The sequence below is a fragment of the Aeromicrobium sp. YIM 150415 genome (assembly GCF_016918125.1).
Lineage (GTDB): Bacteria > Actinomycetota > Actinomycetes > Propionibacteriales > Nocardioidaceae > Aeromicrobium > Aeromicrobium piscarium.
The window spans coordinates 1-13,538 of the sequence record NZ_JAERWM010000007.1; the positions used below are offsets into that span (position 1 = coordinate 1).

Below are 13,538 nucleotides of genomic sequence, written 5' to 3' on the forward strand. Positions count from 1 at the left end.
CCCCCCGCCCCCCCCCCCCGCCCCCCCCCCCCCCCCCCCGCCCCCCCCCCCCCCCCCCCCCCCCCCCCCCCCCCCCCCCCCCCCCCCCCCCCCCCCCCCCCCCCCCCCCCACCACTCGGGGGCGGCATCGCACCACTCGCGAGCGGGATCAGACCCGGACGGAGGCGGCATCGAGCCGGATCACGCGGTCGATCCGGTCCAGCACCTCGGGCGCATGCGAGATCACGATCACGCTGCGGTCCGGCGCGAGGGCCAGCAGGTCGTCCAGCAGCGCCCGCGCGGTCGGAGCATCGAGATGCTCGGTCGGCTCGTCGAGCACGACGATCCGGTGATCGCCCAGCAGCAGTCTCGCCAACGCCAACCGCTGACGCTCCCCACCGGACAGTCTGCTGCCGTGCTCCCCCACCGGTGTGTCGAGGCCGCGCGGGAGCGAGCGCACGAATTCGCCGAGCCCCGCCCGGTCGAGGGCCGTCATCGCGGACTCGTCCCCGGCCTCGGGATCGGCGATCCGTAGATTCTCACGGATCGTGGTGTCGAAGATGATCTCGTCCTGACCCAGATACCCGATCCGGCCGCGGACATCGTCCGATCCGAGCTCACGGACATCGACGTCGCCCAGCTGGATACTCCCGGCGCGGGGCTCGATGAGGCGCAGCAGCGTGTACGCGAGGGTCGACTTGCCGATACCGCTCGGTCCGGTGATCGCGACGATCTCGCCCTCGTTGACGTCGAGGTCGATGCCGTCGACCAGGGTGCTCTCCCAGCCCACCGCGAGTCCCCGCAGGCGCAGCGACCAAGCGGACGGAAGGGCTGTGGACTGGTCGGGCTCCGCGATCGGGGCGGGGAGAGCAGTGAGGGCGGCGATGCGGGTGTCGGCGTCGTCGACAGCGGGACGGTGACGTTCGGCATCACCCCATGCCTCGAGCGGCTCGGACAGCGCGATCGGCGCGAGGACGAGGACTCCCACGACCACGACGGAGGCACCGGCCGACCAAGCGGCGACGAGTGCGACGGCGGCGCCAGTCACCGCGAGCACGATGGCGGAGGCGAGACCCACCGCGCCGGCCCCACGCCGTTGCGCACCGGCGAGCTCGGTCACCGACCGGCCCGTCTCCGCGCGGAATCGGTCACCGGCGCCGAAGGCCACGAGATCCGGGCCGGCGAGCACGATCTGCGACACATCGGCCGCCAGCCGCCCCCGGGCCGCGGCCGCCCGCCGCCCGTCGCGTCGAGCGGCGATGCGGGCGACCGTGGACCTGATCGCCACCGCGCTCACCACGACCCCACCTGCGACCACCAGGCCGGAGCGCAGGTCGAGGGCGGCGACCACGCCGATGACGACCACGGAGGCGAGCAACCCGGTCCACCAGGGCAGCCCGACTCTCAGCAGCCGATCCTGACGGGTCTGGACATCGCTGACCACGCGGCTCACTACATCGCCACGCCGCTGCCCGGTCAGCCCCGCCGGAGCGATCCGGTTCAGCTGGCGGTAGACCTCCACTCGGTCCGTCGTCGCATCGCGGAGGGCGACATCGTGGGTCATCAGCCGTTCGACATAACGGAACACGGCACGAGCGATGCCGAAGGCGCGGACGGAGACGATCGCCACCATGAGGTAGAGGACCGGAGGCTGCTGGGCGGCACGGACGATGAGCCACGCGGCAGCCAGCAGCAGCCCGATCGCCGAGAGCTGGGCGAGCACCCCCATGAGGACACCCAGCCCGAGCCGGCCCGCGCGCCCGGTCATGCGGCCACCGCCTCGGCCGGGGTGATGGTGACGACGCGATCGGCGGCCGCGATGGTCTCGGGACGATGGGCGACCGCGAGCACCGTGGCACCCAGGCCGCGGATCGCGGCAATCAGGGCCGCCTCGTGGGCGGCATCCAGGCCCGCCGTCGGCTCATCCAGGAGCACCAGCCACGCACCGGTCTCACGCACTCGCAGCAGAGCACGGGCCACCGCGAGGCGGCGGCGCTCCCCCGCCGACAGATCGGCCGCATCCTCTCGGACGGGACGATCGACGGCCAGAGGCAGCCCCGCGTCCGCCAAGGCTCGCTCAACCGCGGTGCGTGCGGCGCCAGGACAGCCGAGCGCGATGTTCTCGCCGATCGTGCCCTCGATCAGTCCCGGCACCTGCGGGACCCACGCGATCTGCTCGCGCCACGCGGCGATGTCGAGCTCGGCGAGATCGATACCGCCGACGCGGACCGCGCCCGCCTTCGGCTCGATCATGCCGAGCAGCACCGCCAGCAGCGTCGACTTGCCACCGCCGGAGGGACCGGTGACGGCGACGAACTCGCCCGGATGGATCGCGAGCCGGTCGAGGAAGAGCGATGGCCGCCCCCGATCGCCGTAGTCGACCTCCAGGTCCTCGACGATCACGGCTGAAGCCTCCTGCTGCGGGGGCCTCTCACCTCGATGCCGCTCGTGATCGAGCAGCTCGAGGATCTCGACGGTGGCCTCGGCGCCCTCGGTGGAGTCGTGGAACAGCGTACCGACCCGCCGGACCGGCAGATAGGCCTCTGGGGCCAGGAGCAGCACCAGCATCGCCGGACCGAGCTCCATATCGCCCTCGACGACCCGCAGGCCCACGCTCACCGCGACGAGCGCGACCGAGATCGTGGAGAACAGCTCCAGCACCAGCGACGAGAGGAAGGCCAGGCGCAGCGCCCGCATCGACTCGGCGCGATGCTTGTCCCCCACCTCGCGAAGGCCCCTCTCCTGCGGGCGGCCGAAGATCTTGAGCACGACGAGTCCGTCCAGCACGTCCGCGAAGTGCCGCCCCAGCCGTTCCATCGCGACCCATCGGCGCTGGACCTTGTCCCGCGTGAGCAGACCGACCAGCGCCATGAACACGCCGATCAACGGCAACGTCAGGATGATGATGGCAGCAGACAGTAGATCGACCCAGGCGATGACCGCGATCACCGCGGCGGGAACGATCGCAGCCAGTGCCAGCTGCGGCAGGAAACGGCCGATATAACCATCGAAGGCATCCATGCCAGGACCGAGCAGCGCGATCACCCGCGAGCTCTCGGGGCGCGGCCCCAGCCGACGGGGATCGAGCAGGTCGTCGACGACCTCCGCCCGCAACTCGGCCTTCACACGCACCGATGCGCGCTCGGCCACCACCGAGTGGAGCCAGGCCACCACAGCGCGCAGGACGAAGGCGGACACGATGCCGAGCGGCAGCGCCACGACGGCCTGACCGTCGAAGCGTCGCGCCACGACCTCGGCCACCATCCAGGCGACCACGATGACGAGCACCGCGGTGGCGGTGCCGAGGACCACACTCCACGCCAGGTGCCGGCGGACCGTCGCGGACCGCCGCACCAGGCGTGGATCGAGCGGCCTAGTGGGCATCGGCGGGCATGTTCTCGGTGCTGATGCGCTTACGGAAGACCCAGTACGACCAGATCTGGTAGCCGATGACGATCGGCAGGAAGACCACTGCGGACCAGGTCATGATCTTCAGCGTGTAGGGCGTCGAGGAGGCGCCCTCGACCGTCAGCCCGTACGCCGGGTCGACCGTGGACGGCATGACCTCGGGGAACAGAGCCACGAACAGCATCGTCACGACCAGGCCGATCGCGAGGAACGTGCCGGTGAAGGCCCACCCGTCGCGCTGGGCGTACGAGGCGAGCATCGCCGCCACGAAGGCGGCGGCGCCGAGGACGCCGATCACCCACACGACCGCGTCCCCATGCGAGAGACCGGTCCACACGATGAAGGCGACGGCCAGCACGCCTGCCACGAGGCCACAGCGCTGGGCGAAGACGTGGGCGCGCTCGCGGATGTCGCCCGCGGTCTTGAGCGCCACGAACAGCGCGCCGTGAACCAGGAAGACCGACAGCGTGACCAGCCCGCCGAGCAGCGCATAGGGGTTGAGCAGGTTGAAGAATCCGCCGACATACTCCCCGCTCGCGTCGATCGGGACGCCGCGGACGATATTGGCGAAGGCGACGCCCCACAGCAGCGCCGGCACGAAGGACCCGATGATGATCATCCAGTCCCAGCGGTCCTTCCACTGCTGCTCGTCGCGGGTGCCGCGGTACTCGAAGGCGACACCCCGCACGATCAACGCGATCAAGATGAGGAACAGGGGCAGATAGAAGCCGCTGAACAGCGTCGCGTACCACTCGGGGAAGGCGGCGAACATCGCACCGCCAGCGACGATGAGCCAGACCTCGTTGCCGTCCCAGACCGGGCCGATGGTGTTGATGAGGACCCGGCGTTCCTTGTCGTTCTTGGCGAAGATGCCGACCAGCATGCCGACCCCGAAGTCGAATCCCTCGAGCACGAAGTAGCCGACGAACAAGAAGGCGATGAAGATGAACCAGAGTGTGGTGAGTTCCATGAGTCCGTCCTCGCTCAGTACGCGAACGCCAACGGGGCGTTGGGGTCGTCATCGGGTTCTTCGGCGGGCGGGTTGGCATCGGGCAGCCCCTTGCCGATGAAACGCAGGAGCAGTTTGACCTCGATCACCGCGAGGATGCCGTAGAGCAGCGTGAAGCCGATCATCGACGTCCAGACCTGCGCTGCGGATACCGACGGCGAGACGCCTGTCGCTGTCGGCATCAGTCCGAAGACGACCCACGGCTGGCGTCCCATCTCGGTGAAGATCCAGCCGAAGGAGTTGGCTGCGATCGGCAACAGCGGCAGCATGACGGCGGTGAATAGCAGCAGTTTGGTGCGCCGGGTGCCGACCTGTGGCGTACGGCCCCCGCGGATCGACCAGAGCAGCCAGGCACCGCCGATCATCGCCAGCGCACCGGCGGTGATCATCATTCGGAAGCTCCAGTAGGTGACCGGGATGTTCGGCGAGAAGTCGTCGAGTCCGGTCTCGCTGTAGGTCTCGCGGTATTCCTCGTTGAGGGAGTCGATACCGCGCACCTCCCCGTCGAACGACCCGGTGCCGAGGTAGGACAACAGGTGCGGGATCTCCAATTGGAAGATCGGCTCGCTGCCGTCGAGGGTGCCGATCGTGAGCAGGGAGAACGGCGCGGGCTGCGCATCCTCGTAGAGTCCCTCGGCAGCGGCCATCTTCATCGGCTGGACCTCGGTCATGACCTTGCCCTGGATATCGCCCGTGACGATGGTGCCGAGGCCGGCGATCAAGAGGGCGATCGCGCCGAGCTTGACGCCGCTGCGGTAGGCGCTGGCGTCCTCGCCTGGCTTGCGGACGAGCTTCCAGAAGGCGACACCGGCCACGAAGCCGCCGCCGACCATGAAGGCGGCGAACAGGGTGTGCGGCAGGGTGATGAGCACGACCTTGTTGGTGAGCACATCGGCGAAGCTCTCGAGCTCGGCGCGTCCGCGCTCGGCGTTGTAGGTGTAGCCGACCGGGTTCTGCATGAACGAGTTGGCTGCCAGGATGAAGTAGGCGCTGACCGCGGTGCCGATGGCGGCGATCCAGATGCACGCGAGGTGCAGGCTCGGCTTGAGCCGGTCCCAGCCGAAGATCCACAGGCCGAGGAAGGTCGACTCGAGGAAGAACGCGAGGAGGCCCTCGATCGCGAGGGGGGCGCCGAAGATATCGCCCACGAACCTCGAGTAGGACGACCAGTTCATGCCGAACTGGAACTCCTGCACGATGCCGGTGACGATGCCCATCGCGAAGTTGATGAGGAAGAGCTTGCCGAAGAAGCGGGTGAGCCGGAGCCACTTCTCGTCCCCGGTGCGCCGCCACGCCGTCTGCATGATGGCCACGAGGAAGGCCAGCGAGATGGTCATCGGCACGAAGAAGAAGTGGTACACCGTGGTGATACCGAATTGCCAGCGCGCGAGGTCCAGTGCCTCCATCGCCATCGTCCTTTCGCCACAGTCGACACGACCCTGTGCCGACTGGATCAGAATACGCCCGCGCGAGGGTCAAGTTCCATTTTTCACAAGGCTTTGTGACGATCTTCACAAGCGAGCCTCCGGAGCCGGTTCCGCTCCCCTTCTCGAGGGCCCCGCGAGTGGTGCGTGCGGCCGGCGGGAGCGGTGACCTACGCACCTCTCGCCCAGCAGGGCGGTGGGTTACGCACCTCTCGCGACCCACGAGGGGTGTGTAGGTCACCGCCCACGCTCGCGAGGGGTGTGTAGGTCACCGCCCACGGAACCGTCAGACGACGAGGGGTTCGAGGACGGCGCGGAGCTGCTCTGGCACCGGGGTCACCTCCCGGCCCTCCCCCGTCACGTAGACGTGCACGAAGCGACCGACCGCCGCCGGCTGCTCGTCGCCCTGGAAGAGCCCGATCTCGTAGACGACGCTGGACCGCCCGAGCCTGGTGACCGCGAGCCCCGCCTCGACCGGGAACGGGAAGCGCAGCTCGCGCAGGAACCGGCAGCCGGTCTCCGCGACGATGCCGTAGGCGTCCAGCCTGCGGATGTCGGTGCCGCTCGCCTCGATCAGGTACCCGTTCACCGCCGTGTCGAAGTACGAGTAGTACTTGACGTTGTTGACGTGCCCGTAGACATCCTCGTCCTCCCAGCGGGTGCCGATGGGACGCAGGACCGGATAGTCCGAGCGGAGCCGTTCGGTCACGATGCTTCTTCCTCGTCGTCACGCAGTCGCTGGCTGATGACGGCGGACACGCCGTCGCCGCGCATCGAGACGCCGTACAGCGCGTCGGCGACCTCCATCGTGCGCTTCTGGTGGGTGATGACGATGAGCTGGCTGTTGGCGCGTAGCTCCTCGTAGATCTCCAGCAGCCGCCCGAGGTTGGTGTCGTCGAGCGCGGCCTCGACCTCGTCGAGGATGTAGAAGGGGCTCGGCCGGGCCTTGAACAGCGACACCAGGAAGGCCACGGCCACCAGCGACCGCTCACCCCCGGACAACAACGAGAGGCGCTTGACCTTCTTGCCCGGCGGACGGGCCTCGACGTCGATGCCGGTGGTCAGCATGTTCGACGGATCGGTCAGCACGATCTTGCCCTCGCCGCCGGGGAAGAGCCGGCTGAACACGTGCGCGAACTCGCGCTCGACGTCCTCCCACGCTTCGGTGAAGACCTGCTCCACCCGCCGGTCGACCTCCTCGACGATCTCCAGCAGGTCCTGGCGGGTCTTCTTCAGGTCGTCGAGCTGTTCGGAGAGGAACTGGTGCCGCTCCTCCAGGGCGGTGAACTCCTCGAGGGCGAGTGGATTGACCTTGCCGAGCATCGCGAGCGACTTCTCGGCCGTCTTGAGCCGCTTGGCCTGCTCTTCGCGCACGAACGGCACCGGCTCGGCGCCCTCCTCCCCCAGCACCGGCACGAGCTGCTCGGGACCGTACTCGGCCACCAAGGTCTCCGGGTCGATGCCGACCTCGGAGAGCGCACGCTCATGGAGCTGCTCCAACCGCAGCACCAGCTGGGAGCGTGCCATCTCGTCGCGGTGCACGGAGTCGGTCAGCTGCTTGAGCTCGTTCTCCAGATCGCGCACGCTCGTGCGCACCTCGCGCACCTGCTGTTCACGACCGGCTCGGGCCTGCTCGATCTGCGTGCGACGCTCGGAGGCCCGACCGGCGGAGGTCTCGAGGCGTTGCAGCGCGGTGTCGATGCCCCCGAGCACGGCCGTGGCCGTCTCAGCCTCGCGTCGGCGCTGCTCGCGTCGCTGGGCAGCACGCTCCCTGGCCTCACGCTCGGCGGCAGCCGCTCGCAGCATGTTCTCGACCTGGGTCGCGAGGGCGCGGGCGCGCTCCTCTGCGGTGCGCAGCGCGAGACGGGCGTCGGTCTCACCGCGGCGGGCGGCCGACGCGGCATCGGCCAGCTCCTCCAGATGGCTGGTGTCCGGCTCATCCTCGGGTGCGGACTCGGCCTGCTCGACCCGGTCCTCCAGCTCGGCGAGTCCCGCTAAGGCCTCCTCGCGCGCGACCTTGGCCTGCTCGATCGAGGCCTCCAGCCGCTCGGCCTCCGCCGTGGAGGCGCGCGAGGCGGTGCCGAGCTCGCCGAGCTTCTCGGCGACCGCGGACATCGCGGCGTCCGACTCGTGCAGGCGGCTGAGGGCGGCGTCGACCAGGCTCTGTGCCTCCTCATGCTCGGCGACGGCCTTCTCGGTCTCGAAGCGGAGACGATCGAGGTCGGCACCGACCTGGGAGAGCTGGGTGTCCGCCTCCTCGATCGCGGCGGTCACCTCCAGCAGGCTCTGGCTCGCCGACGAGCCACCCTCGGCGAAGTGCGCGCCGAGCCGGTCGCCCTCGCCGGTGACGGCCACGACCTCCGGTACGGAGGCCACGAGTGCCCGCGCGGCGGCTAGGTCGTCGACGACCGCGACCTTGTCGAGCAGTCGCCGCAGGGCCGGTCGCAGCTCGGCCGGCGCGTCGATCAGGTCGATCGCGTACGAGGCTCCGGACGGCAGATCCGGCCAACCGCCGCCGAGGTCGGGCGCCCCGCCCAAGACGATGCCCGCGCGGCCGAGATCCTCCTCCTTGAGCCTCTCGATGGCCCCGACGGCCGCCGGGGCGCCGGACACCGCGAGCGCATCGGCGGCGGCACCGAGCGCCGCCGCGAGTGCGGCTTCGTGTCCTGGATGCACGCTGATGAGAGTGGCCACCGAACCGAGGAGGCCGTCGACCTCCTCGGGGACCGCGAGCAGAGCCCCCGCGCCGTCCTTGCGCGCGAGGCCGAGCTCCAGCGCCTCCTTGCGGGCGCGCAACGCATCCTGGCGACGCTCGGCCTCGTGCCGGCGCTGCTCGAGGGACTTGGCCGTCTCCTCGGCGGCCGCCAGTCGCTCCTCGGCGGTCTCCAGCTCCTCGTCAAGGCCGGTCTCCCCGGCGTTGAGGCCCGCGATCTGGCTCTCCAGCGTGGTGAACTCGCGCTGAGCCTGTTCGGCGCGCTCCCGCGCGGCTTGGGCAGCGGTGGTGAGCCGGCCGATCTCATCGTCCGCCGCGGCGGCACGGCTCTTGACCGTGCTCAGTTGACCATGCAGTCGGGCGAGACCCTCGCGTCGATCGGCGGCGGCCCGGAGCAGGCCCGCGATCCGTTTCTCCTCGGCGGTGTACTCCTCCTCCGCCGCGCCTCGACGCTCGATGATCTCGGCGAGCGACTGCTGAGCCTGCTCGACCGTGCGCTCCAGCTCGGCGTGCTCGTCACGGGCGCGGCGGGCGTCGGCCTCCAGCTCCTCGGGGTCGCGGCCGGGGACCCGATCGTCGTCGGCCTCGGCCTGAGCCAGCCGGATGCGCTCGCGCGCAAGACCGGCCATGCCGTTGAAGCGCTCGCGCACGCTGGTCAGCGCGTACCAGGTCTCATTGGCAGCGGCGAGCTGCGGCGCGTCGGCCGCGAGCGCCTGCTCCAGCTCGGCCTCGGCGGTGCGAGCCTCCCGCAACGCGATCTCGGCATCGCTCTGGCGCTGCTTGAGCACCTGCTCGTCGGCCAGCTCGGTCTCCATCGTGCTGGTGGCAGTCACGATCTCATCGGCCAGCAGCCGCGCACGGGCGTCGCGGACGTCGGCCTGGATGACGGCGGCTTTGCGGGCCACCTCGGCCTGACGTCCGAGGGGTTTGAGCTGCCGGCGCAGCTCGGTGAGCACGTCGTTCAGCCGGGTGAGATTGCCCTGCGTGGCCTCCAGCTTGCGCAGGGCCTTCTCCTTGCGCTTGCGGTGCTTCAGGACGCCGGCCGCCTCCTCGACGAATCCGCGGCGCTCCTCGGGCGTCGCGCGCAGGATCGTGTCGAGCTGTCCCTGCCCGACGATCACATGCATCTCGCGACCGATGCCCGAGTCGCTCAGCAGCTCCTGCACATCGAGCAGCCGGCAGGTGTTGCCGTTGATCGCGTACTCCGAGCCGCCGCTGCGGAACATGGTCCGCGAGATGGTGACCTCGGTGTAGTCGATCGGCAGCGCGCCGTCGGTGTTGTCGATGGTGAGGACGACCTCGGCGCGCCCGAGCGGCGGCCGGCCGGCAGTGCCGGCGAAGATGACATCCTCCATCTTGCCGCCGCGCAGCGACTTGACGCCCTGCTCGCCCATGACCCACGACAACGCGTCGACGACATTGGACTTGCCGGAGCCGTTCGGGCCCACCACAGCGGTGATGCCGGGCTCCAGCTGCAGCGTCGTCGAGGACGCGAAGGACTTGAAGCCTCGCAGCGTGAGGGTCTTGAGATACACCACGTCTCCCGAAGCGGCCGGCGGAAGGACTACTGGCTCACCCTAGTTGATGGTGGCGGGCGGCTCGCGCAACCCGCGCCGCGCGACGGCGAACGGTCCCATGCCTGGGCACGGGACCGGAATCAGCGCGAGGCGGGCTCGAACAATTCGGCGACGTCGTCGACGCGCGATCCGAGCGCCTCGACCAGGCCGTCGTTCTCGACCTTGAGTCGCATCACCTCGGCCTCGAGGTCGGCGACCCGGCGGCGCAGACGAGCCAGTTCACCGGCGGCGTGATCGTACGACGGGCCTGCCAGATAACCGACGAGCGCTTTGGCCATGAGTGTCCTTCACAAGAGTTCAGACGGGTGTTGGCAGCCATGACTGCCATCGTCCAGTGTCTCACCGGCACATCGAGAGGGTCAAATCACCCGACCACAGGCTTGCCCTCACCACCGGCTCTCGACTACTAGGGTGGAGGCCGTGTCCGATCTCTTCACCTCACCGACCGGCGACTGGACCGCAGTCTCCCCACGACTCGCGACGGCCCGTCGACTCATCGGCGCCGTCTGCGGCGGAGTGCTGCTGCTCATCGGGATCATCCTGGCGATCGTCCTGTGGTGGTGGCTGGGCCTTCCCGTCGCCCTCATCGGCCTCGTCATCGCCGGCTGGGTGTGGTGGTGGGCGCCCCGCAACCGGCGCAGTTGGGGGTATGCGGAGGGCGAGGAGGACTTCGTCGTGCGCGGCGGCATCATGTTCCGCCGGCTCGTCGCCGTGCCCTACGGACGCATGCAGTTCGTCGACGTCGAGGCAGGCCCGATCGCGCGCCAGTTCGGCTTCGCGACGGTCACCCTGCACACGGCCAGCACCAAGACCGCCGCGGGCATCCCGGGTGTGCCGATCGACGAGGCGAACCGACTGCGCAATCGTCTGACGGAACTCGGCGACTCCGGGGGCGCCGGTGTCTGAGCTGCCACCGGACGACCTCGAGTCGCCCGAGGAGCCGGGTACCCCGGCCGTCCCCGCCGGCGCCCAGACCGAGGGCCGGCGTACCCACCCGCTGACCGCCCTGGTCCAGGGCGGGATCTGGGCGGGCCTGGGTATTTTCGGCCTGTTCAACGCCTTCGTCAACGGCGACACCTTCAGCCTGTTCAGTGGCGCCATCGCCGTAGCGGCAGCTGTGGCAGGCGGCCTGCTGATCGGACTGGTCGCGGGCTTCCTCCGGTGGTACTTCACCCGATACTTCATCGACGGAACCGAGTTACGCATCGAGTCGGGAGTCATCTTCCGCACCTCGCGGCGCATCCCCTACGAGCGCCTCCAATCCGTCGACATAGACGAGCCCTTCCTCGCTCGCCTGGTCAAGCTCTCCGAGCTGCACATGGAGATGGCCGGCGGGGGCGAATCGCGGTCGACGCTGCGCTTCCTCCCCCTCGACGAGTCGCGCCAGCTACGTCGCGTCCTGCTCGCGCGCGCCCACGGGGCGGGTGCCGACGAGGCCGTGGGTGTGGCCGAGGAGCAGCGAGAGGTCATCACCGTCGTCGGCCCCGATCGCATCATCATCGGCACGCTGCTGTCCCTGGACTTCCTCTTCGCCGTCGCCGCGATCGTGACCCTGCTGATCGTCGGCTTCGCGGTGCCCGATGCGTGGGCCGTGCTGGGCGGCATCATCCCCACCGGCTTCTGGCTGGTCCAGATCATCGGCAGTCGCGTGATCGCGCAGTGGAACTTCACGCTGTCGCGCGGATCTCGGGGACTGCGGATCGAGCGGGGCCTGCTCTCACGCAGTTCGCAGACGATCCCGTACGAGCGTGTGCAGGGCATCGCGGTGGTGGAGCCGTTCATCTGGCGCAAGCTCGGGTGGCAGCGCCTGTCGGTCGACATCGCCGGATACGGGGCGTCGTCCGACGAGGAGAACGGTGTCTCGGACACCACGCTGCTGCCGATCAGCGATCCGCCGCTCGCCCGAGCGGTCGCCGAGGAGCTCATCGCCGGATCCGATCCCGACGCCGTCGAGCGCACTCCGGTCTCTCGCCGGTCCTGGATCTTCGCCCCGATCGGCTATCGCTTCCGCTGGGTGGGTGCTTCGGACCGGACCTTCATCGCCCGCGAGGGCTGGATATCGCGGCACACGGATCTGGTCCCGCACCACAAGACGCAGTCGGTCGCGCTCCGTCAGGGTCCCTTGCAGCGCTGGCGCAAGGTGGCCACGGTCGAGGTTCACACCCCTCCGGGCCCGGTGAACGCCGAGGGCCGCCACCTGGATGCCTCAGTCGCCCGCGACATCGCCGACCAGCAGATCGCCCGCGCCCCGCACTAGCCCCCGGAGGTGGCGTCCTCGGCGGCGATATCGATGGCTCCGGCCAGCTCGCGCGAGTCGAGCCAGCCGTCCGGCAGGTGAACACGTTTGGGCGAGCCCTGTCGGCCACGTGGCGTCCCGAGCTCGGAGACCGGATACGGCTCGTCGGGATCGAGCTCGACGAGCAGGGAGTCGAGGGCGGCGTACGACGACACCATGCCGAGGTTCTCGCGGATGCGGCCTCCGGCCGGGAACCCCTTGAGATACCAGGAGACGTGCTTGCGGAACTCCACGCACCCGCGCTCCTCACCCAGCCATTCGCCGAGCAGCTCAGCGTGGCGACGCATCACGCCCATCACCTCACCGAGGCGGGGCAGTTCCTGCACCGTCTCCCCCGCGAAGGCCGCGGACAGATCGCGGAACAGCCACGGCCGGCCTAGACAGCCGCGGCCCACGACCACGCCATCGCAACCGGTCCGCTCGACCATGGCGATGGCGTCGGCGGCCTCCCAGATGTCGCCGTTGCCGAGGACGGGTATCGAGGAGACGGCCGCCTTCAGCTCGCCGATCGAGTCCCAGTCGGCGCGGCCCGAGTAGTGCTGGGACGCCGTGCGCCCGTGCAGCGCGATCGCCGCCGCACCCGTGTCCTCGGCGATGCGTCCGGCATCCAGATAGGTCAGGTGGTCGTCGTCGATGCCCTTGCGGGTCTTCATCGTGACGGGGACGCCGTACGGACGGGCCGCTTCGACGGCCTCGGTGAGGATCTGTCCGAGGAGCGTCGCCTTCCAGGGCAGCGCCGCTCCCCCGCCCTTGCGGGTGATCTTGGCGACCGGGCAGCCGAAGTTGAGATCGACGTGGTCGACGCCGTGCTCGCCGCAGAGGATACGAACGGCCTCGCCCATCGTGACGGGATCGACGCCGTAGAGCTGCACGGACTTGACCGACTCGTTGGGCGCGAAGGTCAGCATCGACAGGCTGACACGGTCCCGTTCGACGAGCCCCCGCGAGGTGATCATCTCGCAGACGTAGAGACCGGCCCCCTGCTCGGCGCACAGCTGGCGGAAGGCCGCGTTCGTGACACCGGCCATCGGCGCGAGCACGACCGGTGTCGCGACCTCGATGGAGTCACCCAGGCGCAGAGGTCCGGGCAGCGTGACAGTGGGCATGGCATCCAGTCTCCCAGCCCCCGCAA

General features: G+C 69.7%; 10 protein-coding genes. 2 read left to right on the plus strand and 8 right to left on the minus strand.

The genetic code is table 11. The annotated features are described in order from the left end of the window. Positions 1 to 148: 148 nt before the first annotated feature. The 7 genes from cydC to JL108_RS05035 form a co-directional block, all read right to left on the minus strand. Entirely contained in the window at positions 149 to 1,747 is a 1,599-nt protein-coding gene (gene cydC, locus JL108_RS05005) for a thiol reductant ABC exporter subunit CydC (RefSeq protein ID WP_205197356.1), read from the minus strand. Further along, positions 1,744 to 3,363 carry a thiol reductant ABC exporter subunit CydD gene (gene cydD / locus JL108_RS05010; RefSeq protein WP_205197357.1) on the minus strand — a complete coding sequence of 540 codons (1,620 nt, stop codon included), beginning with the start codon at positions 3,361 to 3,363 and terminating at the stop codon, positions 1,744 to 1,746. Before cydD ends, cydC begins: the two co-directional genes overlap by 4 nt. Next, entirely contained in the window at positions 3,353 to 4,357 is a 1,005-nt protein-coding gene (gene cydB / locus JL108_RS05015) for a cytochrome d ubiquinol oxidase subunit II (RefSeq protein ID WP_143911587.1), read from the minus strand. The genes cydD and cydB overlap by 11 nt, the downstream gene beginning before the upstream one ends. Positions 4,358 to 4,371: 14 nt before the next feature. Continuing rightward, positions 4,372 to 5,802: a cytochrome ubiquinol oxidase subunit I gene (locus JL108_RS05020; protein ID WP_143911588.1), complete on the minus strand. Its 1,431-nt coding sequence runs from the start codon at positions 5,800 to 5,802 to the stop codon at positions 4,372 to 4,374. A 304-nt stretch (positions 5,803 to 6,106) separates the two neighbouring features. Further along, positions 6,107 to 6,529, minus strand: a complete 423-nt coding sequence (locus JL108_RS05025) for a thioesterase family protein (protein WP_205197358.1) — start codon at positions 6,527 to 6,529, stop codon at positions 6,107 to 6,109. Beyond that, positions 6,526 to 10,068: a chromosome segregation protein SMC gene (gene smc, locus JL108_RS05030; protein ID WP_205197359.1), complete on the minus strand. Its 3,543-nt coding sequence runs from the start codon at positions 10,066 to 10,068 to the stop codon at positions 6,526 to 6,528. The genes JL108_RS05025 and smc overlap by 4 nt, the downstream gene beginning before the upstream one ends. Before the next feature lie 122 nt (positions 10,069 to 10,190). After that, positions 10,191 to 10,388: a hypothetical protein gene (locus JL108_RS05035; RefSeq protein ID WP_205197360.1), complete on the minus strand. Its 198-nt coding sequence runs from the start codon at positions 10,386 to 10,388 to the stop codon at positions 10,191 to 10,193. 142 nt (positions 10,389 to 10,530) lie between these two features. Here JL108_RS05035 and JL108_RS20175 point away from each other — a divergent pair, with 142 nt between their 5' ends. Beyond that, positions 10,531 to 11,016 (plus strand): PH domain-containing protein, encoded by a 486-nt coding sequence (locus tag JL108_RS20175; RefSeq protein ID WP_143911592.1) that lies wholly within the window; start codon positions 10,531 to 10,533, stop codon positions 11,014 to 11,016. After that, a complete protein-coding gene (locus JL108_RS05045; protein ID WP_205197361.1) occupies positions 11,009 to 12,367 on the plus strand; it encodes a PH domain-containing protein in 1,359 nt (452 codons plus the stop codon). Before JL108_RS20175 ends, JL108_RS05045 begins: the two co-directional genes overlap by 8 nt. Here the strand turns inward: JL108_RS05045 and dusB are convergent. After that, positions 12,364 to 13,512: a tRNA dihydrouridine synthase DusB gene (gene dusB / locus JL108_RS05050; RefSeq protein ID WP_205197362.1), complete on the minus strand. Its 1,149-nt coding sequence runs from the start codon at positions 13,510 to 13,512 to the stop codon at positions 12,364 to 12,366. The genes JL108_RS05045 and dusB overlap by 4 nt on opposite strands. Between the last annotated feature and the right edge of the window lie 26 nt (positions 13,513 to 13,538).

Coding starts and splice junctions, on each gene's coding strand:
- JL108_RS05020 (WP_143911588.1), bottom strand. CDS start 5,802: ATGGAGGCACTGGACCTCGCGCGCTGGCAATTCGGTATCACCACGGTG.
- cydD (WP_205197357.1), bottom strand. CDS start 3,363: ATGCCCACTAGGCCGCTCGATCCACGCCTGGTGCGGCGGTCCGCGACG.
- cydC (WP_205197356.1), bottom strand. CDS start 1,747: ATGACCGGGCGCGCGGGCCGGCTCGGGCTGGGTGTCCTCATGGGGGTG.
- dusB (WP_205197362.1), bottom strand. CDS start 13,512: ATGCCCACTGTCACGCTGCCCGGACCTCTGCGCCTGGGTGACTCCATC.
- cydB (WP_143911587.1), bottom strand. CDS start 4,357: ATGGAACTCACCACACTCTGGTTCATCTTCATCGCCTTCTTGTTCGTC.
- JL108_RS05035 (WP_205197360.1), bottom strand. CDS start 10,388: ATGGCCAAAGCGCTCGTCGGTTATCTGGCAGGCCCGTCGTACGATCAC.